The organism is Micromonospora sp. NBC_01699 (assembly GCF_036250065.1).
Lineage (GTDB): Bacteria > Actinomycetota > Actinomycetes > Mycobacteriales > Micromonosporaceae > Micromonospora_G.
Map to the genome: position 1 here is coordinate 3,479,821 of NZ_CP109199.1, position 20,310 is coordinate 3,500,130.

At 71.0% G+C, this 20,310-nt stretch carries 18 protein-coding genes and 1 riboswitch; of the genes, 7 read left to right on the plus strand and 11 right to left on the minus strand.

Going from position 1 to position 20,310, the window contains the following annotated elements; genetic code table 11:
• Positions 1–100 precede the first annotated feature (100 nt).
• Positions 101–335: riboswitch (cobalamin riboswitch) on the minus strand.
• 121 nt (positions 336–456) lie between these two features.
• Positions 457–1,374 (minus strand): oxidoreductase, encoded by a 918-nt coding sequence (locus OG792_RS15230; RefSeq protein ID WP_329110265.1) that lies wholly within the window; start codon positions 1,372–1,374, stop codon positions 457–459.
• Positions 1,375–1,471: 97 nt separating this feature from the next.
• On the opposite strand from OG792_RS15230, the gene OG792_RS15235 reads away from it, so the two are divergent.
• Together OG792_RS15235 and OG792_RS15240 are read left to right on the plus strand one after the other, a co-directional pair.
• Positions 1,472–2,038 carry a TetR/AcrR family transcriptional regulator gene (locus tag OG792_RS15235; protein WP_329110267.1) on the plus strand — a complete coding sequence of 189 codons (567 nt, stop codon included), beginning with the start codon at positions 1,472–1,474 and terminating at the stop codon, positions 2,036–2,038.
• A 66-nt stretch (positions 2,039–2,104) separates the two neighbouring features.
• On the plus strand, positions 2,105–2,377 hold the full coding sequence (locus OG792_RS15240; protein WP_329110269.1) for a hypothetical protein: 273 nt from the start codon (positions 2,105–2,107) through the stop codon (positions 2,375–2,377).
• A 78-nt stretch (positions 2,378–2,455) separates the two neighbouring features.
• Here the strand turns inward: OG792_RS15240 and OG792_RS15245 are convergent, their stop codons facing one another.
• The 3 genes from OG792_RS15245 to OG792_RS15255 all read right to left on the minus strand — a co-directional run bounded on the left by OG792_RS15245 (position 2,456) and on the right by OG792_RS15255 (position 6,279).
• The gene (locus OG792_RS15245) at positions 2,456–3,835 is read right to left on the minus strand and encodes a glycosyl hydrolase family 18 protein (protein WP_329110270.1); all 1,380 of its coding nucleotides are present in this window, start codon (positions 3,833–3,835) and stop codon (positions 2,456–2,458) included.
• Between the two features lie 123 nt (positions 3,836–3,958).
• Positions 3,959–4,957: a DUF5954 family protein gene (locus OG792_RS15250; protein ID WP_329110271.1), complete on the minus strand. Its 999-nt coding sequence runs from the start codon at positions 4,955–4,957 to the stop codon at positions 3,959–3,961.
• A gap of 263 nt (positions 4,958–5,220) precedes the next feature.
• Entirely contained in the window at positions 5,221–6,279 is a 1,059-nt protein-coding gene (locus OG792_RS15255; protein WP_329110272.1) for a hypothetical protein, read from the minus strand.
• Positions 6,280–6,478: 199 nt separating this feature from the next.
• Here OG792_RS15255 and OG792_RS15260 point away from each other — a divergent pair, with 199 nt between their 5' ends.
• Entirely contained in the window at positions 6,479–7,456 is a 978-nt protein-coding gene (locus tag OG792_RS15260; RefSeq protein WP_329110273.1) for an NAD(+)/NADH kinase, read from the plus strand.
• Positions 7,457–7,472: 16 nt separating this feature from the next.
• Here OG792_RS15260 and OG792_RS15265 read toward each other — a convergent pair whose 3' ends face one another.
• The 5 genes from OG792_RS15265 to OG792_RS15285 all read right to left on the minus strand — a co-directional run bounded on the left by OG792_RS15265 (position 7,473) and on the right by OG792_RS15285 (position 13,238).
• On the minus strand, positions 7,473–8,129 hold the full coding sequence (locus OG792_RS15265) for an amino acid ABC transporter permease (protein ID WP_329110274.1): 657 nt from the start codon (positions 8,127–8,129) through the stop codon (positions 7,473–7,475).
• Positions 8,129–8,809: an amino acid ABC transporter permease gene (locus tag OG792_RS15270; protein ID WP_329110275.1), complete on the minus strand. Its 681-nt coding sequence runs from the start codon at positions 8,807–8,809 to the stop codon at positions 8,129–8,131. The genes OG792_RS15265 and OG792_RS15270 overlap by 1 nt, the downstream gene beginning before the upstream one ends.
• 4 nt (positions 8,810–8,813) lie before the next feature.
• Positions 8,814–9,719: a transporter substrate-binding domain-containing protein gene (locus OG792_RS15275; protein ID WP_329110276.1), complete on the minus strand. Its 906-nt coding sequence runs from the start codon at positions 9,717–9,719 to the stop codon at positions 8,814–8,816.
• A gap of 29 nt (positions 9,720–9,748) precedes the next feature.
• Complete coding sequence (locus tag OG792_RS15280; protein WP_329111274.1) at positions 9,749–10,474, minus strand: amino acid ABC transporter ATP-binding protein; 726 nt, start codon at positions 10,472–10,474, stop codon at positions 9,749–9,751.
• Between the two features lie 97 nt (positions 10,475–10,571).
• Positions 10,572–13,238 carry a M14 family zinc carboxypeptidase gene (locus OG792_RS15285; RefSeq protein WP_329110277.1) on the minus strand — a complete coding sequence of 889 codons (2,667 nt, stop codon included), beginning with the start codon at positions 13,236–13,238 and terminating at the stop codon, positions 10,572–10,574.
• A 634-nt stretch (positions 13,239–13,872) separates the two neighbouring features.
• On the opposite strand from OG792_RS15285, the gene OG792_RS15290 reads away from it, so the two are divergent.
• The 4 genes from OG792_RS15290 (at position 13,873) to OG792_RS15305 (ending at position 18,175) form a co-directional block, all read left to right on the plus strand.
• On the plus strand, positions 13,873–14,352 hold the full coding sequence (locus tag OG792_RS15290; protein ID WP_329110278.1) for a SigE family RNA polymerase sigma factor: 480 nt from the start codon (positions 13,873–13,875) through the stop codon (positions 14,350–14,352).
• The gene (locus OG792_RS15295) at positions 14,345–15,547 is read left to right on the plus strand and encodes a hypothetical protein (RefSeq protein ID WP_329110279.1); all 1,203 of its coding nucleotides are present in this window, start codon (positions 14,345–14,347) and stop codon (positions 15,545–15,547) included. Before OG792_RS15290 ends, OG792_RS15295 begins: the two co-directional genes overlap by 8 nt.
• A gap of 328 nt (positions 15,548–15,875) precedes the next feature.
• On the plus strand, positions 15,876–16,352 hold the full coding sequence (locus OG792_RS15300) for a hypothetical protein (protein ID WP_329110281.1): 477 nt from the start codon (positions 15,876–15,878) through the stop codon (positions 16,350–16,352).
• A gap of 17 nt (positions 16,353–16,369) precedes the next feature.
• Positions 16,370–18,175: a glycoside hydrolase family 15 protein gene (locus tag OG792_RS15305; protein ID WP_329110283.1), complete on the plus strand. Its 1,806-nt coding sequence runs from the start codon at positions 16,370–16,372 to the stop codon at positions 18,173–18,175.
• A gap of 109 nt (positions 18,176–18,284) precedes the next feature.
• Here OG792_RS15305 and OG792_RS15310 read toward each other — a convergent pair whose 3' ends face one another.
• Together OG792_RS15310 and OG792_RS15315 are read right to left on the minus strand one after the other, a co-directional pair.
• Entirely contained in the window at positions 18,285–18,701 is a 417-nt protein-coding gene (locus OG792_RS15310; protein WP_329110285.1) for a YchJ family protein, read from the minus strand.
• A gap of 111 nt (positions 18,702–18,812) precedes the next feature.
• Entirely contained in the window at positions 18,813–20,069 is a 1,257-nt protein-coding gene (locus OG792_RS15315) for a glutamate-cysteine ligase family protein (RefSeq protein WP_329110287.1), read from the minus strand.
• Positions 20,070–20,310: the final 241 nt, after the last annotated feature.

Below are 20,310 nucleotides of genomic sequence, written 5' to 3' on the forward strand. Positions count from 1 at the left end.
ACGAGGTCCGGAGTGCGCGCAGGCAGGCGGAGACGCACGCCGGGGCGCGCGTCGCAGCCGTCAGCCGTCCCGCGCGGCCTCGGACCGCCGCGCACGGATGGCCGGCGCGGCGCGGCTGGCAGGTCTTCGGACTCGCGGGCACGGCCACGGAAACCCGTGGACCTCCTACCGGCCGTCGCTTCCCAGGGTTGCCGGCCGAGGCCGGTTGTCCCCCAGTGCTGTGTGACGGCTGTCGTTCCCACTCACCGCTGCGGGGCAGTCCCGGATTCGCACCGGGTTCCCTCTTGCCTCGGCCGGGTTGGATGCCCGGCCGAACCAGTCGTGCCACGGACTATATATGGGGGAGGCGCGGATGCTGAACACCAGATGTCGTACCGGAGTGTCGGCGGAACGGATTCGAAGCACCGGCCGCCCGGTCTCGACCGGACGAGCGTGACCGGGTGCCGACGCGGCCGGTCAGCGGGCGAAGGTCACGCCGGTGAGGCGCTCGCTGTCGGCCCACAGCCGCTCTCCCTCGGCCGGGTCGTCGGCGCCGCGCGGCAGGGTGACCGGCTTCGGCGTGCCGGTGGTCTGGTTGCGCGCGGCGGGGCCGATGAACGCTCCACTGCGGACGTCGGGGCTGGTCGCGGCGTAGAGGCTGGGCCATGCCGCGCCCTGCGGCGAACCCATCAGAAACTTCTCCATCACCCCGGTCAGGGCCCGGACGACCGGTCCCCGGGTGTGCTGTTGCAGGTTGGTCATGGCGGCGCCGGGATGGATCACGACGGGGGTGATGGTCGTCCCGGCGAGGCGTCGGGCGAGTTCGCGGGTGAAGACGACGTTCGCGCGCTTGGACTTCGCGTACGCGGCCATCGGGCGGTAGCGCTGCTCGCTCATCAGGTCGGTCAGCGCCCCGCTGGGCCACTTCGCCGCGATCGCGCTGACCGTCACTATGCGGGCGGCGGGGGAGCGACGCAGGGCCGGCATGACCTGGGCGGTGAGCGCGAAGTGGCCGAGGTGGTTGGTCCCGAAGGTCAGCTCGAACCCGTCCCGGGTGGTTCGGCGTTGCGGGATGTTCATCACTCCGGCGTTGTTGACCAGCAGGTCGAGCGTTGTGCTGGCGGCGATCCGGGTGGCCGCCTCCCGGATCGAGGCCAGCTCGCCGAGGTCGAGGACCAGGGTCTCCAGCTTCGCGGCCGGCATCTCGGCGTGCAGGGTGCGTACCGCCTCGTCGAGTTTGGCCCGGCTCCGGCCGGCGAGGATCACCCGTGCTCCGCGCCGGGCGAGCACGCGGGCAGTCTCCAGCCCGATTCCGCTGTTCGCGCCCGTGATCAGGGCGGTACGACCGGTCTGGTCGGCGATCGTCTCGGGGGTCCAGTGGTCGTGGGTTCTCATCCGAGTCTCCTTCGTAATGAACATTCATTCAATAACCCGACGCTATCTGCTGCCGGTCCGGCTTGTCAAATGAACGTTCAGTTGGCAAGCTTGGGGCGTGAGCACCCGCGACCCGGAGACCAAGCGCCAGCGCCTACTGGTAGCCGCACTGGCGGAGTTCGCCGCGTACGGCCTGGCCGGCGCGCGGGTCGACCGTCTCGCCAAGCGGGCGGGGATCAGCTCCGGCCTGGTCTACTCGTTCTACGAGAACAAGGAGGGGCTGTTCGAGGCGGTCTTCGACCTGATCGTCAAGCAGGTCGTCGCGGGTGTGCCGATGGACGCCGACGACCCGGGCGAGTACGCCGGCCGGCTCTACGACGGTGGGCTCGCCCACCCCGAGGTGATGCGCTTCGTGGCCTGGTACGAACTGGAGCGGGGTGACTCGGCCGGGCGCCGGGTGTCCACCTCGGCCGCCATGAAGCAGAAGCTGGACGCCGTGGCCGACGCCCAGCGCCGGGGCGTCCTCACCGACCGGTTCACCGCCGGACAGCTCCTCGCGCTGGTGCTCAACCTCGCCAACATGTGGCAGATGCAGGGCGCCGACTTCCTCGACCTCGTACCGGAGCAAAGCAGGCGCGCGACGATCGTGGACGCCGTCCGGCGCCTGGTCGCCCCCACCGGCTGACCGGGCCGAACGGGGCGGCGGCAGGGTCCGGAGGACCGTTCGGCACCCGATTGTCGGATCGCTGCCGTGACGCTGTGGTACGACTGCTTCGACGACGGGTCGGTACCCGGCGGGCGGCTGTCGTCCGAGCCGGCGGCCCGGACGCGGGCGGGGTGTGGGGAACGGGCGACGGATGACAACGGGCAGAGACTCGACGCTGCGCCTGGGCTCGCGATCCTGGTCGCGATGGCACCGGCGATGATCTTCCTGCCCCCGATCGCTGTCGCCGGAACCGTGGTGGCGGTGCTGCTCGGGATCGTGCTCGCCGACGCGTTCAGCATCCGCGAGCGGCGCACCTGACGGGGCACCACCGGCCCGGCCCGGTGCGGCGCCGCGAGCCGTCGGACTCCACGGCGCCGCCCGGGAGGGTGGTGGCGGTCAGCGGCCCTGGAGGGCCCTGACGTTGTCGCCGAAGGTCCAGTTCTTCGCGCCGTCCCAGTTGATGGACCAGGTCATCAGCCCCTTGAGGCCGCCCTGGTAGGTGTTCCAGGCCTGCGCGACCAGGGCGGGGGACATGTGTCCGCCGCCGGCCCCCGGCTGGGCGGGCAGGCCGGGCACCTGCTTGTCGTACGGGACGCGGATGGTGGTGCCCTGGATGACGAGCCCCGCGTTCAGGCAGTTGGTCTGCGCGGTGAATCCCTGCACCGTGCCGGCGGCGTAGGAGTCGCCGGAGCAGCCGTACATGCTGCCGTTGTAGTACTGCATGTTGAGCCACCAGAGCCGGCCGTTGTCGGCGTACTTCTTCACGATCGGCAGGTAGGAGCCCCAGATCGACCCGTACGTGACACTGCCGCCGGTGACGTACGCCGTCTCGGGTGCCATGGTGAGGCCGAAGTTGGCCGGCATCTGGGCGAGCACCCCGTCGATGATGCGGATGAGGTTCGCCTGCGACGTGGAGAGCTGGTTGATGTTGCCGCTGCCGGTGAGGCCGGTCTCGATGTCGATGTCGATGCCGTCGAAGTTGTACCGCTTCAGGATCGGCACCACGGTGGCCACGAACCGGTCGGCGACGGTGGCCGAACTGAGGTCGATGCCGGCGGTGGCGCCGCCGATCGACATCAGGATCGTCAGGCCATCGGCCTTGGCCTGGCACATCTCCGCCGGGGTCGCGACCCGGACGGTGGCGTCCATGCCGTCCTCCCAGAGCACCGTGCCGTCCGAGCGGATCACCGGGAACGCGGCGTTGATCACGTTGTAGCCGTGCGCCCGGATCCGGGAGTCGGTGATCGGGATCCAGCCGAGCGGCGGGTGCACCCCGTTCGACGCGCCGTCCCAGTTCTCCCAGTAGCCCTGCAACACCTTGCCCGCCGGCTTCGACTTGACCGCGCAGGTCCCCGGCCCCGACGTGACGGTCGGCGTGGGGGTCGGCGTACGGGTCGGGGTCGGTGTGGGTGTCGCCGTCCGGGTGGGTGTCGGCGTGGGCGTCGAGGTGCGGGTGGGTGTGGGGGTCGGTGTGCCGCCGCCGTCGCAGGCGCCGAGATCGCGCCACAGCGAGGCCGCCGCGACGGGGTTCCAGCCCGCTCCCGCCGGTGGCGTGTGGGTCACCAGGGCCTCGTACAACCGACCGTTGTAGGTCACCCGGCTACCCGCCGGGTAGCTGACGCCCTCGGCCCAGGCCGGCGCGGAGCAGACCACGAGCACCACGTTCGCCGGGGTGTCGACCACCGCGGCGAGGCCGGCCGAGGCCGGCGCGAACCCGGCCGTGACGGCTACCGCCGCGCCCGCTACCAGGGCGAATACCTCACGTCGCAGTCTCATGGCACCCCACCTCTCGATGGGCAGGAAGCCTATCAGTTAAGTTTCTTCAATGTAACTGCTTCGATGTCCGAGGCCGTCGGGGTACGCCGGAGGGCGGCGCTCGGTTCACCGTCTGCTCCCGCGCTACTCCGGTTCCACCATCAGCCCCTGTTCGCGAAGCTGCGCGAAATGGGCCTCCGGCGGGGGTTCCGGATCCCAGTCGGACGGTCGGGGCGGCTCCGGCCCGTCGGATCCGAACCGCAGCAGGATCTCGATCCGGGTTACCCGGAACCGGCGGCCGAGCACGGTGAGCTCGTCCGCCCGGCTGGCGTCGAGTTCGTCGGCGGCCCGTGCGTACGCGGCGGCCTCGGCCTCGGTCGGGTTGCCGATCTTCGGAATCAGGTACCGGAAGTTGAACGTGATCGCGTCCCGGGCGGCCTGCGGACTGGACACGGCACGGGTGTCCGGTTGCCAGTGCCCGTTGACGTACTCGGCGACCGCGTACTCGGTGGGCAGGAAAACCCCGTCGAAATGGGTCCGTACGGCACGCCGGCTGTCGGCGTACACGTCCGGCGGAACGTTCTTCGCGGACGAGTACGACGGCAACAGGTCGACCTTGAGCAGCCCGTGCGCCACCCCGGTGGGCAGCCCGGGGTTGACCACCAGCCCGTCCGTACCGCGCGGCGTCTCCTGGTCGGCGCCGGGCGCCATCGGGTCCGGGTCGCTCGGGCGTGGGGGCTCCGGCCCGTCCGGGCCGAACCGGGCGAACGTCTCGGCCCGGATGATCCGGTACCGGCGACCGGCGACCGTGAGCTCGTTGACCTTCTCCCAGTCCAGGATCTTCCCGGCCGTGGTCAGTTCCTCGGCCTCGGCGGCGTCGGTGCCCTCCGCCAGGCGGACCCGGAACCGGTGCGCGAGCGTGTCCCGGGCGGACTGCGGGGTGTCGTCCTGGAGGGAGTCGAGGTGCCACCCGCCGTTGCCCAGGTCCTCGGCGTGACCGAACAGCGGCCCGCCCATCCGTAGGGTCGGGTACTCGACCGCCCGGCGGGCGGCGTCGTCCTCGGTGATCGCCCCGACCGGGTCGTCCCGTCGTACGATCCTGATCACTGTTCCCGGTGGCGTCTGTGCCTCATCGTCACGCACGCCACACAGTATGTAGCCGACGGTTACCCGACGCCAGCACCCGACGCCGGAGTCGCACTGGCGGTGGTCGATCCGACATCGGGCCCGTCGCCCGGCGTGCGACGGCGCGGCGGCCGGGCGCCGCGCCGTCGGTGGACGGCGCACGCCCGGCCGCCGCCGGCCGGTCAGGTGCGGGTGGAGCTGATTCGGTACGCGCCGGGCCGAGCCGATACGTGCCGGCCCGGCCCGACGCAACCGGTTCGCGCCGACCCCGGAGCGAGTTGTCAGTCGACGACGGCCGGCGCCGTCTTGGCCGCGGCAGCCAGGGCCGCCGCCTCGCTCGCGTACGGGTTGTAGGTGTACGCCCGGGACGTGGTGCCGGGGATCGTGAAGTACTCGACGGACAGCTTCGCCGGATCGGTGGCGATCTGGCCCCGGCCGGGCAGGTCGTCGCCGTCGTCCCAGCCCCACGGCGCGTTCGCCGAGTTGGTCGAGCAGCTGAAGGTGCCCGAGCCGCAGGTGTCGGAGGTGTCACCGGCGAAGGTGCCGAGGTTGGCGAAGAGGCTGGCGTTCGCCCGCTGCGCCCACAGGCCACCGGCGGCGAACATGTCGACGAGCTGGTAGCGCACGTCCCGGTCGTTGCCGTCGCTCGGCGTCTCCGCCACGGTGGACGGGTAGTAGACGATCCCGTCGCCGTTGATGTTGTACTGCGGGTACGCCTTCAGCCCGTGGCCCTGGGCCTCCTGCGCGGTGACCGGGTGCTGGAACGAGTCGTGCGGCGACGCCTGGAGCTGGAGCGTGCCGTCGACGTTCTCCTGTCCACCGGTCCAGCTGCTACCGGCCGGGGTGTACGAGTAGAAGCTGCTGTGTGCCACGGTGACCGCCGACCGCAGCACCCCGTACGTCGACCCGTCGCGCTCGATCGCGAACAGCACCCCCTCGCCGTCGTTCTCGTGCTCGGTCTCGAAGAACGGGTGGTCCGTCCAGTCCCGCGGGTGGAAGAACAGGTACGTGATGTACCAGTGCGTGCTGGTCTCGACCACGGAGTAGTAACCGTGCGCGGCGAACGAGACGCCGGCCTGGGCGGCGCGGTCCCAGTTGTTGCGTCCGTTCAGGTCGCCGTCGAAGTCGACCTTGGTGATGTAGTCGGACCGGCCGCCGAGTGCGTGGCTTCCGGTGGCGTCGACGTCCTGGTAGTGGATCGGCGCCCAGCGCAGTGCCAGCTCCGCCCGGCTGACCGCCGCGCTCGCCGGGGCGGGCGTCGTCAGCCCGACGGTCACGAGCGTGGCCGCGAGGGCGGCCGCCACCAGGGATCTCCCGGCGATCCTGCTTCTGTTGAGCATGTGTGCTCCCACGTCCGGTATGGATAGACCGACGGCAATCTATGTGATCCATGGCGCCCGGTACGTGTCCGGCGGGCAAATGGATCATTGAGGGCAATCGACGGTTGTCATCCGGCGTCGGTTGACCGGCCCCCCTCCCGAACCACCGGACCGGCGGATCGGCCCGATCACGGCCGGCGCCCTGGTTAGGCTGGCCGGCGTGAGTGTCGAGGCGGCAAGCGCGGATGACGGCGAGGTCCCCACCCTGGGGCTCGTGGTCCATCCCAGCCGGGCGGTGGACGAGTCGGTGTCCACGATCCTGCGCTGGGCCCGGACCCACGCCGTCCGGGTGATCGCCCGGGATCTGGACCGGGACCGGATCACCGGGCAGGTCGACACGCTGCCCGACGCCCGGTTCGTCGACCGGGTCAAGGGGCTGGTCGCCCTCGGCGGTGACGGCACCATGCTCGGGGCGATGCGGCTGGTGGCCGAACGACCCGTGCCGGTGCTCGGCGTCAACCACGGCAACCTGGGCTTCCTCGTCGAGGTCACCCCGGACACGCTGGAGACGGCGCTGGCGCGACTGGTCAGCGGCGACTTCACCGTCGAGTCCCACGGCTGTCTGGTCGCCGCGTGCCGCAGCGGCCGACCGCTGCGTACCGACAGCGGGTTCAACGATGTCGTGCTGGCCCGGCGCGGTCGGTCGGGCGCCGTCTCGCTCGACCTCACCGTGAACGACCAGCAGTACGGCTACTACCGGTGCGACGCGCTCGTGGTCGCCACGCCGAGCGGCTCCACCGCGTACAACTACGCGGCCGGTGGGCCGATCGTGTCGCCCTCGGCCGCGGCGATCGTGATCACGCCGGTGGCGGCGATGGCGGGGATCGGCCGGGCCATCGTGCTGGGCGCCGGTGACCGGGTGTCGCTGCACATCGATCCGGCCAGCGCCCCGGTCGACGTCGACGTGGACGGCACCCCGTCGGCCGAACTCGTGCCCGGCGCCGTGCTGACCGTCCGACTGCGCGAGGACGCCGGCCAGGTCGTACGCCTGTCGGCCGGCACGCACGCCCGCCGGAGCCGGCTCAAACTCAGCCTGCTCGACCTGCCGCTGCGCCGCGACCAGCTCCTCGAACTCATTCCCGAGAACCTCCGCCCGCACGGCGCGGCCGCGCCGGGTCCGGAACCGGAGGACGGGTGACCTGAGGGAGGCCGTGCTACCGGAGCCGGCGTTCGAGCCAACGGGACAGCATGGTGAGCGGTAGGCAGATGACGAAGAAGACAACGAGCACGGCCCCGAGGATCGGCACCGCGTGGGTGTCGCCGCCGGTGAGGGTGAGCCGCTCGATGGACCGCTGCGACGCTTCGAGGATGTCGAGCAGCCCGATCACGGCGGCCAGCGAGGTCTGCTGGGTGAGGTTGACGACCAGCCCGACCAGCGGCGGCAGGGCACGTCGGGCGGCCTGCGGCAGGACGACGTAACGCATCCGGCCCGACCAGGAAAAACCGAGCGCGGCCCCGGCTTCGGCCTGCCCGCGCGGCACCGACTGCACCGCCCCGCGTACCACCTCGGCCACGTTGGCGCTGCCCCAGAGGCTGAGCCCGATCGCCGCCGCGGCGAAGGTGTCGACGGTCAGGCCGACGATCGGGAGCACGAAGAAGACGAAGAACAGGATGATGATGATCGGCAGGCCGCGCCAGACCTCGACGTACGTCCGGACGAGCGCCCGGACGAGCCGGTTCGGCCACGTGAGCAGCGTGCCGAGCAGCACGCCCACCGCGATGCTCGCCAGCACGCTGGTCGCGGCGAGCATCGCGGTGGTCCGGAGCCCGGTGGCCAGGTAACTGGCGACCGGGCCGACCCAGACGGGCATCAGTTTCCTCCTGGAATCGCGAAGCGACGTTCGACGGCCCGGGTACCCAGCGACATGAGCCACACCAGTCCCAGGTAGATGACGCCGATCGCGAGGAACATCTCGAACACCCGGAAGGAGACGGCGACGATGTTCACCGCGGTTTCGGTCAGCTCCGGGTAGCTGATCGCGATCATGAACGACGAGTTCTTGAACACCGATATCTGCGTGTTGGTGACCGACGGCAGGGCGATCCGCCAGCCGAGCGGGAAGGCGACCTGGACGAAGGCCGCCAGTCGGGAGAAGCCGAGTGCCCGGCACGCCTCCAGGTAACCGCCCTGCACCGCCTCGAACCCGGCCCGGAAGTTCTCCACGTTGTACGCCGCGCCCCAGAGCAGCAGGGACAGCCAGCCGACGGTGAACGCGTCGAGCCGAAGTCCGATCTCGGGCAGGGCGAAGTAGAGGAAGAAGATCTGTACCAGCAACGGCGTGTTGCGGAACAGCTCCACGTACACCCGGACGAGTTGGCGTGCGACCGGGACCCGCAACGCCGAGACGGCGCCGAGCAGCGCGCCGACCACCAGCGCCCCGGCCATGCCGATGGCGCTGATCTCGACCGTACGGACCAGACCGGCGGCCAGGTCACCGAGGTGGTCGGCGAGGAAGCCCGGGTCGAAGCGATAGCCGTCGGCGGTGGTCATGTCGTCAGCAGACCAGGGTGGATCCGGTCGGGTAGCTCAGGTCGTTGCCCGGCCGAGGGACGAACTGGGCGAACTGCTGCTGGAGGTTGGTGTCGGTCACCGTCTGCTGGAACTCGGTCCAGAAGAACTCCTCGGCCTGCATCTTCTTCAACGCCGCGTTGACCCAGTCCAGCATGGCGGTGTCGCCCTTGCGTACGCCCATTCCCCACGGGCTGGCCGCCTTGCTGTCGCCGACCACCTTCAGGTCCGGGTTCTTCGACGCCAGGTCGAGTAGCAGGGTGTCGTCCTGGGCCAGGGCGTCGCCCCGGTCCTGCTTGAGCGCGGTGAGCGCCTCGCTGGTCTGGCCGAAGAGCACCTGCTTGACGTCCTTCATGCACTGGGTCAGCCAGAGACTGGCGGTGGCACCGGTGGTGCTGATCACCGACTTGCCGGCGAGGTCGGCGAACGAGCCGATCGGGGAGTCCTTCGGCACCAGCAGTTTCACCCCGCTGCGGAAGTACGGCGTGGTGAAGTCGATGGTCTTGGCGCGTTCCTCGGTGTAGTTCATCGTCGCGATGATCAGGTCGATCCGGTTGGTGGTGAGGAACGAGACCCGGTTGGCCCCGGTGACGCAGGTCAGCTCGACGTCGTCACGGTCGCCGAAGGCGTACGCGGCCAGCTGGTGGGCGATGTCGATCTCGAATCCGGCGTTCTTCGCGGCCTCGTCGACGTATCCGAACGGCGGGTAGTCGCACTTGACGCCGATCGCGAGTTTGCCCCTGTCCCGGACGTTGCCCGGCAGCGGCGCACCCACGTCCACCGGCGCGGCGGCCGGTCCGCTGTCCGTTCCACCGTCACCCCCGCTGTCGGAGCAACCGGTGGTGAGGGCCAACGCCACGGCGAGTACGACGATGCCGATCCGCGATCTCATACGAACTCCTTCTGTCTTGGTACGGGGGGTCATCTCAGAACCTTGCGGAAGAACTGCCGGGTACGGTCGTTTCGCGGCTTGTCCAGCACGTCGGCCGGACGGCCCTGCTCGGCGATGACGCCGCCGTCCACGAACACCAGCCGGTCGCCGAGTTCGCGGGCGAAGCCCATCTCGTGCGTGACGCAGAGCATGGTCATGCCGGACCGGGCGAGGTCGCGCATCACGTCGAGGACCTCGCTGACCAGTTCCGGGTCCAGCGCGGAGGTCACCTCGTCGAAGAGCATCACGTGCGGGTCCATCATCAGGGCGCGGGCGATGGCGACCCGTTGCTGCTGTCCGCCGGACAGTTGTCGCGGGTACGCCGTCGCCTTGTCCGCCAGCCCGACCCGGTCCAGCAGCGTCCGGGCGCGTTCCTCGGCCTGCGCCCGTGGTGTGCGTAGCAGCTTCCGGGGCGCCAGGGTGAGGTTGTCCAGCGCGGTCAGGTGCGGGAACAGGTTGAACTGCTGGAAGACCATGCCGATGCGGCGACGTACCCGGTTGAGGTCGACACCGGGTGCGGTCAGGTCCTCGTCCTCCAGGAAGACCTGGCCGGCGGTGACCGGTTCGAGCAGGTTGACGCAGCGCAGCAGGGTGCTCTTGCCGCCGCCGGAGGGCCCGACGATGGCCACCACCTCGCCACGGGCCACGGTGAGGTCGATTCCCCTGAGGACCTCAAGGTCGCCGAACGACTTGCGTACCGCACGCAGTTCGACCATGACGGCGGTCACCAAATCCTCCTCTACAGACTGGTCTAGCGGGTTTTCGGCGGGCGGGGCGGGGCCGGCGTACGGCCCCGCCCCACCCGGTCGGGTACTACCGACCGAGGCGTTCGAACTGGTCCGGCGTGAGCTTCTGGGCCGGCCCGTGGTACATCGCGTTGAAGATCATTTTCTCTTCGGCCCGGTTCCAGGTGCGGAACGCGATCTCGCTGGCGAACGTCACGACATAGCCGCTGCCCACGGTCCAGGACAGGCCGTTCACCGCGCCGTTGAGGTACTCGCCGCCGATCAACCAGCCGCTCTGCAACTGCTCCCCGCTGGCCGGGTACTTCGACACCACCTGTACCGGGTACTTGTTCGGGTCGGTGAGCTCGTACGCCCGGTCCCCGTCGAACCAGGCCGGGTTGTGCGGGTCCATTCCCCAGGCGACCGGGTTGTTGTTGTCGATGTCCTGGCTGAGCAGCGCACCGGGGCAGTAGAAGACCGACGAGTCGCTGGGCAGGACCGACCGCAGCGGCAGCTCGAACAGCTGCTGCGCCGTGCTCGCGCCGCTGCCGTACGCGACCAGCGTTCCGCCGCCGGTGACAAAGTCGCGCAGCTTGGCCCAGCCGTCCTCGCCGACGCCGAACGCCCAGGCCCACTCCGCCGGGTAGTTGTTCCGGTTCAGCCCGTTGGTGATGGAACTCTTGCTCACCCCCTCCGGCATGACGATGGCGTCGAACCGGCCGGCGAGGTTCTTGTAGTCCTGCGCCTTGACCACGGAGTAGTTCACCCCGTACTGGTCGAACAGCCACATCAGCCAGCCGGACTGGATGTTGTTGGCCGGCTTCAGCAGGCCGATCCGGGTGCCGGGCTTGAGCTGTGCCCCGGCGACCCGTGGCACGGCCGCGATGGCCGAGATCGGGATGCCGGTGTTGCGGGACTGGTTCTGGAGGATCTGCCGGGCCGCGTCGGTCGGCGGGACGACGAACGTACCGGCCGGGAAGGTGCGGCCACCGTCGACGAACTGCGCCGCCGCGCGGAAGGTGGGAATGCCCTGGCGCTGAAGTCGGGACACGATCTGGAAGACACCGTACGACTCCGGGCCGATCACGTACGCGCCGGTGGCGGGCGGTGCGGCCGGCATGGTGACCGCCGGTGGCTTGATCTCGGTGAGCAGCTTGACACTGGCCGAGAACGAGCCGGTCACCAGGTTCGCCTTGAAGCCGAGCAGCATCGGCAGGGTCTGCGCGGTCACGTCGTACGGTCGCTGCGGCGGTCCGCCGGGGTACTCCAGCAGGTGCGGGTACTCCTGCACCTCCAGCAGGGTCTTGGCGAACCCGCCGTAGGGCTGGTTCAGGTAGATGACGTACGACCCGGCCGGGTACTGCTGGCCGCCGGCCGAGAACGCGGCCTGCGCCTGGTGGACCTCGACCGCGCCCTTGAACAGGATGTCGAGCGCGTCGCGTACCGCCTGCGGGTCCCGCTGACCGGCCGGGATGACGTAGGCGCGTGGGCTGGTCCGGGTGACCGCCTTCACCCCGACCCGGTAGAAGTTGAACAGCCAGTTGTAGTTGTCGTACGCCACCGCCTCGATGCCGGAGTAGAACGCCTGCGAGACGATGTCGACGATCTGCCGCAGCGTCCAGGTGTTCTGGTCGTACGGCTCGATGAAGCTGATCGTCGATTGCTGGCTGCCGATCGGACTGGTGCTGACCTGTGGGTACGCCAGGTTCGAGCAGCTGGCCGCCTCGGTCAGGATGCGCACCGAGTTGTGGTAGACGCAGTACTGCCGCGACGGGGTCCAGTAGTCGTACGTCATGCCCCAGCCGACGCCCTTCATGCCGGCGGCGGTCATGCCGCGCTGCATCGCCAGGCCGAGCGCGTCGGTCTGCTGCACGGTGATCGCGTCGATGTTGGGGTCGTACGGCGACAGGTAGGGCGGGGTGAACATCCGGGGAGCGCCGGTACCGGCCTGGTGCGAGTCCTGGAACACCTGCGGGTGGTACTTGTTCAGGATCGACACGTTCAGGTTGCTCTCGACCTGGGTCAGCATCAACCAGTCGCGGTTGTCGTCGTGCCCGGTGTACCTCTGGTACAGGTCCGGGTAGGTGCGCGTGTAGTTGGTGCCGGCGGTGGCGACGAAGTAGTCGTTGATCAGGACCAGCCCGTCCGGGTTCTGCGCCGGCACCAGCAGGATGACCAGGTTGTCGAGGATCTCCTCGATGTACTCGGACTGCTCGGTGGCCAGGCGGTGTGCCCACTCGATGGTGGCCTGCGAGTTGCCGACCTCGTTCGAGTGGATACCGGCCTGCACGAAGTAGAACGGCTTGCCGGTGCGGGCCAACTCCTGGGCCTCGGTCGGGGACAGCCCGCGCGGGTCGGCCAGCCGGTCGTTGATCTCGATCAGCCTGCCCAGGTTGCCCAGGTTCGCCGGCGAGCTGATGGTCAGCAGCACGTACGGGTTGCCGTCGGTGGTCTTGCCGACCTCCTCGTACGTGACCCGGTCGCTCTGCTCGGCGATGAGCTGGAAGTAGGGGACCATCTTGTCCCAGGTGGCGAGCTTGCCGTCGGATCCGATCCGGAAGCCGAAGTACTGCTCGGGCGTGGGAATGGCGGCGACCCGCGCGGCGGCCAGCGCGTCGAAGTGCGGGGCCGCGACCGGCTGGGCCGAGGCGGCGTCGGGGTGGATCACGGTGGCCGCGGCCGCCGCGGCACCGGCCGCCGCCGTGGACCTGAGCAACATGCGACGGGACAGGCCCGGGGTCTCACTGATCGTCATCTGGATTCGCCTTCCGTGGCCGGTCTGCCGGCCGGCCATCGTCTGGCCCGGAGAGTGTGTCTCTCCGCGCCGCTACCGGTAGGTCCTTCTGCTGGATCCGTGCGTGGTCCCCTGGTGCGCCAGGGATGACCGGGTCGCGTCGCCCGGATTCCGGATGCTCCCGTGCCCGCCGGACAGCGACAGGTGAGCACAGCCATCAGCCCCTGTGTGGTAGGCCGTGCGCCGGGGGAGCGCGGCCCCGCTCCGATGTGGAGGGTCTGGATCCGGTATGGATGATCGGCTTGCGGTGATGGCGGATCGGGTTACGGGCAGCAACGATCATCGCGACCTCCCGGCCGTTTGTTGATCAGCTTCCTCCATTGAGTACCAGTCCGGGGGACCCCGGAGCAATAGAGATCAACAGATTTAACCGGTGGGCAACGGTTGTAGTGATCTTGCGACGAGCCGGGTCGACGGCCTTCCGTCGGGTCGCCGACCCGGACGCAACCGGTGCGCGCGCCGGTACGTGTTACCGGCGTCCTCGGGCAGCGGCCCGGACGGGGAGGAACGAGTGACGGTGACGACAGAACCGCGCGTCAACGCTTCACCGGCGGTGCGACCAGCCGGCGACGGACGCCAGGACAGAGCCGAGAAGATGGAGTTTGATGCGTTCTACCACGCGCATTTCAGGTCGATGACGGTGCATCTGTGTGCGTACACGGGGGATCTGGGGCAGGCGCAGGATCTGGTGCAGGAGGCGTTCTGTCGGGCGTTCGCGCGGTGGGACCGGGTGGTTCGGTACGACGATCCGGTGGCCTGGGTGCGTCGGGTGGCGTGGAATCTGGCGACGAGTCGGTGGCGGCGGTTGCGTACGGCGCAGGCGTATCTGCGTCGGCAGCGGGAGGAGCACGTGGCGGGTCCGACGCCGGATCGGGTGGCGTTGACCGCGGCGTTGGCCCTGTTGCCGTCGAATCATCGGCGGGCGGTGGTGTTGCACCACCTCGGTGACATGACGATCGCCGAGATAGCCCGGCAGGAGGGGGTGGCGGAGGGCACGGTGAAGTCCTGGTTGCATCGGGCCCGTGTCGCCCTGGCCGAGCAGTTGACCGACCGCAGGGAGCAGAGCAATGGCTGACACCGACGATTTCGGGTACGACGACGTCGCGCTGGACGCCGAGTTCGCCGCCTTCCGTACCGGGCTGCTGGGTCGGGTGGTCCCGCCGGGGCCGGACGTGGTGCGGCGTACGGTCCGGCACCGCCGTCGGGTGGCGACCACCACAGGGGTGGCCCTCGCCCTGGTCCTGGTCATCGGCCCGGTCGCCGCCGTGGCATCGCTCAACAACCCGCCGAATCCCTCGCCGTCGCCGGGCACGACGGCGGGTCCGAGCCCGTCGGAGACGGTCGGTCCCACTCCGGGCGAATCGACGGCACCGACCACACCGACCGTCCCGGACGGTCGGATCTCCCGCGCCGAACTGCTCGGCGCGAGGCTCGACCTACCCGCCTGGCGGGCCGGACCGGGCTGCCCGGACCGGGGCGCTCGACTGACCGGCGAGCCGGGTGGCGACCGCGACAACGTCCTGGTGGCGACCGCCTACGGCGACATCGACGACGACGGCGCGACCGAGACCGTGGCACTCGTCCGCTGTCTGGTCAACCAGGGCGGGCCGGCGCAGGTGGTCGCCTTCGACCGGGACGAGTCGGGCCGGATCGTCACGGTCGGCCAGGTCGTCCGGACCGATCCGAGCACCCCGCAGTGGCTGCTCGACGTCGAGGTGCGCGCCGACGGCGTGGTACGGGTCGAGGTCGCCGATCTCGCGCCGGGCGGCGGCTGGGACCTGGACTGGTCCCAGCGTCAGTGGCGTGGCTTCAGCTGGAACGGAGAGCGGTTCACCCAGTCCGAAGGGGAGCGAACCTTCCCCGACAACCAGTACCGCTTGAACCTGACCGTCACGGCGACCGACCTGGTCTACCGGGCGCCGGACGACGACGGAACCCGGACCGGCGAGATCACCGTCACGATGACCAACGTCGGACCCGTCACCGCGCCCCGGCCGCGGCTCGACTTCGCGCTGGTGCCCGACGGTGGGGCGGCCACGGCCAGCCCCGGCTGGTACGCCTGCCGGGAGCGCGCGGTGAACGGGCAACACCTCTACTGCACGCTGTCACCGCTCGCGCCCGGTGAGAAACGCAAGCTGACCTTCCACATCGTCACCACCGGCCAACCGCCGACCGACGCGACGGTCGGACTGCGCTCCCTCGACGGCAACGGCAGGGTCGCGCCCGACTTCAGCGAGTGGGACAACGAGGTCAAGATCACCATCAGGTGACCGTACGTGCCGGTGGCGTCCGGGTGGGCGCCACCGGCACCGGCGGTGGTGACGTGAAACTTTTCCTCCGTTCGGCGGGACGGTCGTGGACCTCCACGGCCGTCCCGCCGAGACGGTGCGTTCCGCCCGGCGAGCCGCGCCTTCCGGCGCAGGTCCGGGGCTTACGGTTGGTTTGTGGCGGACTGCCCGGTCGGTCGGCACACGTACCGTTTCACGACCACCGCCCCACCAGTCGGGAGACCACCGATGGCCGTACCACAACGACCCGGCGCGGAACCCGGTCGGCGGGCGGACCGGGAACGCCCGGCGGCGGGGACGCCCCGCTGAGATGGACTGGGCCGGCTGGGCGGTGTTCGGGGTCGTCGCCACCGCGGCACTCACCGTGGCGATGATCGGCGCCCAACTGGCCGGAATCACCCGCGTCGACCTGCCCCTCATCCTCGGCACACTGGTCGCCGAGGACCCCGACCGGGCCCGGGTCGCCGGCTTCTTCATCCACTTCGCGGCCGGTCAGGGCTTCGCCCTCGGCTACACCGCCGTGTTCGCACTGCTGCAACGCTCCACCTGGTGGATCGGGGCACTGCTCGGCGTACTGCACGTCGCGGTCGCGCTGACGGTGCTGCTGCCGCTGCTGCCCGGAGTGCATCCCCGGATGGCGTCACCACGCGCCGGCCCCGCCAGTACGGCCGTGCTGGAGCCGCCCGGCCTGTTCGCGCTCAACTACGGCGTGCAGACCCCGGTGGTCACCGTCGCCGTGCACATCGTCTACGGCAGCGTCCTCGGCCTGCTGCTACAGGCCCGCTGACCGGCCCGGACCAGCACATGAGCGGAGACCGGCACCGCCCGCCGATCGGGGACTACGGGCTGATCGGCGACACCCGTACGGCCGCGCTGGTCGCCGGCGACGGCTCGCTCGACTGGATGTGCGTACCCCGATTCGACGGTGAGCCCCTGTTCGGCCGGCTGGTCGGCGGACCGTCGGCGGGGACGTACCGAATCGGTCCGGCGGGTCCCGCCGCCGTGGTCGAGCGCCGGTACCGCCGGCACACCGCCACGCTGGAGACGACCTGGGCGGTGGACGGCGGCCGGCTCACCCTCACCGAGGCGATGGTCGCCGAGGTCACCGGCCAACTGCTGCCGACCACGATCCTCGTCCGGCGGCTGACCGCCGACGGCGGCGAGATCGGCGCGGTCGTCGACTTCGACCCCCGGCTCGGGACGGCACACCGCCGCCCCCGGATCCGCCGTCGCCACCGACTGCTCGTCTGCGAGTGGGGAGCGCTCGCGGTGTCCCTGGACTGCACCCCCGACCTGACCGTCGAACCGGGACGGCCGACCGGGATCACGGTCTCGCCGGGCCGTCCGGTCACCCTCGTGCTGGCCGTCGCCCACCGGGAACCGCTGGTCCGGGTCGACCCGGCCGCGGCCTGGGAAATTCTGCTCGCCGACGAGGCACGCTGGCAGGCGTGGATCGCCGAGGTCGAACCGTCGGTACCCTTCCGCGAACCGGTCGCGCGGAGCCTGCTCACCCTGCGGCTGCTGACCCACTCACCCTCGCAGGCCCCGGTCGCGGCACCGACCACCTCCCTGCCGGAGGACCCCGGCGGCTCCCGGAACTGGGACTACCGGTATGTCTGGCCGCGCGACGCCAGCATCGGGGTGGCCGCGTTCCTCGGTGTCGGAAAGCCCGACCAGGCCCGGGGCTTCCTCGCCTGGCTGCTGCGCGCCAGCCGGCTCCAGCGACCCCGCCTGCCGGCACTGTTCACCCTGGACGGCCTGCGGGTGCCGGCGGAACGCGACCTCGACGGCTGGACCGGCTACGCCGACAGCCGGCCCGTGCGGACCGGCAACGGTGCCGCCGGCCAGCACCAGCTCGACGGCTACGGCTGGGTCGTCGACGCGGTCGGGGTGTTCGTCGGGACCGGACAGCACCTCGACGCCGAGACGTGGCGGACGGTGCGCGGCTTCGCCGACGTGGTCGCCCGCCGGTGGCCCGAACCCGACGCCGGGATCTGGGAGTCGCGCCAACCGGTCCAGCACGTGCACTCCAAACTCATGGGCTGGCTCGCCCTGGACCGGGCGCTGCGTATCGCCGACACCCACCGGCTGTCCAGCCGGCAGCGGCGGCGCTGGCAGACCGCCCGCGAAGCCATCGCCGCCGACGTCCGGCGCTTCGGCTTCGACGAGGCGAAGGGCAGCTACGTCCGGCACTACGGTTCGGCCGAGCTGGACGCGGCACTGCTGGTCCTGCCGCTGCTGGGGATCGAGGACGCCGACTCGCCCCGGGTACGCGGCACGATCGAGGCCATCCGTACGGAGCTGTCCGCGGGCGGACCGCTGCTGTACCGCTACCCGCCCGGCAGCGACGGCCTTCCCGGCACCGAGGGCGCGTTCCTGCCCTGCTCGTTCTGGCTCGCCCAGGCACTCGCCCGGACCGGACGGGAGACCGAGGCCGACGAGGTGTTCCGGGCGCTGCTCGACCACGCCGGTCCGCTCGGCCTGTACGCCGAGGAGATCGACCCGGTGACCGGCGCCCACCTCGGCAACTACCCGCAGACGCTGACCCACGCGGCACTCGTGCAGGCCGCCCTCGCCATCCGGGAGGCCCGGACCGGACCGGGCGGCTGAGCCCGGCACCCCGTCGACCATGAGGTGGCGGCCAGGCCGGGGCGGTGCGCGCCGCGCGGGTACGCCGGTCGTTCTCCTTCTGCGACCGCACCGGGTCGGTGACACCGAATCACGGAAGCGCGTCGAGGTAGACCCATTCCCCGCCCTCGCGGACGAAGCGGCTGTGTTCGTGTAGTGTGTCGGGCTGCCCCGCGTCCCGGTAGTGGGCGCGGAACTCCACCGTGCCCGTGGTGTCGAACAGCCCGCCGCGCTCGGTGCCGACGACCTCCAGACGGGTCCACCGTTGCCCCGGATCGAGGGCCAGCCGGGCCGGTCGGGTACGGGGGTGCCAGGTCCGCAGCAGGTAGGCGGTGTCCCCGACGGCGAAGGCGCTGAACCGTGACCGCATGAGCTGCTCGGCGGTCGCGGCGGTCGCCTCCCGCCGGTGCAGTGGGCGGCAGCAGTCACCGTAGGTCCGGGTCGCGCCGCAGGGGCAGGGCCGGGTCGAGTCGTCGGCCGGCTTCCGGACGGCACCGCGTTTCGCCACCCGGTCATTCTGGCCGACCGTGCCGACCCCGCTCGCGGCGGACCCGCGCCTCCGGGGCCCGTCGGTCCGGTGCGGGGCGGTGCGGCCGGGCCCGGAGTCGACGTCGCGTACTCAGCCCAGGGCGCTCGCGGACCGGGGGAGGTGACCGTGGTGGTCGGCCGCGGTGAACTCGTCGGCGGGACAGCGACCGCGGATGACGTACCGGTCGACGAATTCGGTCACGGCCGCCCGGACCGCGGTCGAGGCGCCGAGTCGCGGCAGGGCATCGGCCGCGGCGGTGAAACAGGTGAGCGCGGCGGCCCGCAGCGCCGGATTGGCCAGCCCCTCGCGGGCGGACGTCAGCCAGCCCCGCTGCGGGCGCAGGTAGCCGAGTTGCGCCGTCGCCTCGGCCGCGGCGTGTGCGGCGGTCGGGTCGTCCAGCAGGGCGGTGGTCACCGCCGCCGGCACCACCCAGCCGTCCCCCGGCTGCTGGTCGATCATGCGGAATTCGAGGTAGCCGCGCGGTCGGACCGGCGGGACCAGGGTGGCGAGGTGCCGCTCCAGGTCGTCGAGGGTGACCGGTCGCGGGCCGTGACCCGCGAGCCAGTCCCGCATGGTCAGGCCCGCCGGTACGAGCCACGGCAGCGGATCGGGTCGGGCGATCACCGCGACCCGGGCCGCGAGGGCATACCTCGCCCAGGCGGTACGGGGATCGGCAGCGGTCCGGGGTGCCCGCGTACGGCTGGCGTCGGTGCCGAAGCGCAGCGCCTGTCGGTACGACACCCAGCGGGTACCCGACCGGTCGACGCGCGGGGAGTTGGCGAACGCGGCGAGCAGCACCGGACCGATCGCGTTGGCCAGCCGCCAGCGCCGCCGGTACCCGCGCCACCCGTCTGATTCGTCCCCCGCGTCGACGCACACCTGCACCGACGCGCTGTTGCACATGACGGTACGACCGGCGGTGCCGGTGCGGTCGTGGTAGGCCGCCAGCGCGAGGTAGCGCGGGTGCCCGGTGACGAGTCGGGGTGGCCGGTGCGGGTCGAGGCCGGTCGGGTCGAGCCGGAGCCCGTCCGCGGCGAGGGCCGCCCGGACCAGCGCGAGGTCCCCGGCGACGTCGTCGACGCAGTCCTGTAGGCCGGCGCCGACGGCCGACGACAGTTCGAGCTGGCCACCGGGTTCGACACTGATCCGGCCGCCTCCGGGCAGCGGGTCGCCGAGGTGGGCGAGCGCGGCGTACAGGCGGGTGGCGGGCGGCCGGTCGAGCGGGTACGCCGGGTCGCGCACGACGTACTCCAGTTCCACGCCGACGCGACCGACGGGGCCGACCCGGTAACCGGCGGCGGCGACATAGGCGGTGGCTGTCGCCTCCGTGAGGACAGCAGCGTCCACGGGCGGACTCCGATGGGTGCAGGGTCCCGGTGTCCGACCGCGGGCAGCCGTGGGACACGAAGGTACGGGGTGGAGAGGTAGGGGGTTTGCCGCTCGCCGGCCCGGACGCCCGGTGGCTGGAGGCGATCTCCATTAGCGGGCCGCGGCGGTCACGTGTCCAGGTTGCCGTGGACCAACTGCGGGTGAACAGTCGATTCGAGCAGGTGAACGGCGGGACGCGGCAGGCGGGTACGCCCGACGG

Coding starts and splice junctions, on each gene's coding strand:
- OG792_RS15270 (WP_329110275.1), bottom strand. CDS start 8,809: ATGACCACCGCCGACGGCTATCGCTTCGACCCGGGCTTCCTCGCCGAC.
- OG792_RS15300 (WP_329110281.1), top strand. CDS start 15,876: ATGGACTGGGCCGGCTGGGCGGTGTTCGGGGTCGTCGCCACCGCGGCA.
- OG792_RS15275 (WP_329110276.1), bottom strand. CDS start 9,719: ATGAGATCGCGGATCGGCATCGTCGTACTCGCCGTGGCGTTGGCCCTC.
- OG792_RS15290 (WP_329110278.1), top strand. CDS start 13,873: ATGGAGTTTGATGCGTTCTACCACGCGCATTTCAGGTCGATGACGGTG.
- OG792_RS15285 (WP_329110277.1), bottom strand. CDS start 13,238: ATGACGATCAGTGAGACCCCGGGCCTGTCCCGTCGCATGTTGCTCAGG.
- OG792_RS15295 (WP_329110279.1), top strand. CDS start 14,345: ATGGCTGACACCGACGATTTCGGGTACGACGACGTCGCGCTGGACGCC.
- OG792_RS15230 (WP_329110265.1), bottom strand. CDS start 1,374: ATGAGAACCCACGACCACTGGACCCCCGAGACGATCGCCGACCAGACC.
- OG792_RS15265 (WP_329110274.1), bottom strand. CDS start 8,129: ATGCCCGTCTGGGTCGGCCCGGTCGCCAGTTACCTGGCCACCGGGCTC.
- OG792_RS15280 (WP_329111274.1), bottom strand. CDS start 10,474: ATGGTCGAACTGCGTGCGGTACGCAAGTCGTTCGGCGACCTTGAGGTC.
- OG792_RS15305 (WP_329110283.1), top strand. CDS start 16,370: ATGAGCGGAGACCGGCACCGCCCGCCGATCGGGGACTACGGGCTGATC.
- OG792_RS15245 (WP_329110270.1), bottom strand. CDS start 3,835: ATGAGACTGCGACGTGAGGTATTCGCCCTGGTAGCGGGCGCGGCGGTA.
- OG792_RS15255 (WP_329110272.1), bottom strand. CDS start 6,279: ATGCTCAACAGAAGCAGGATCGCCGGGAGATCCCTGGTGGCGGCCGCC.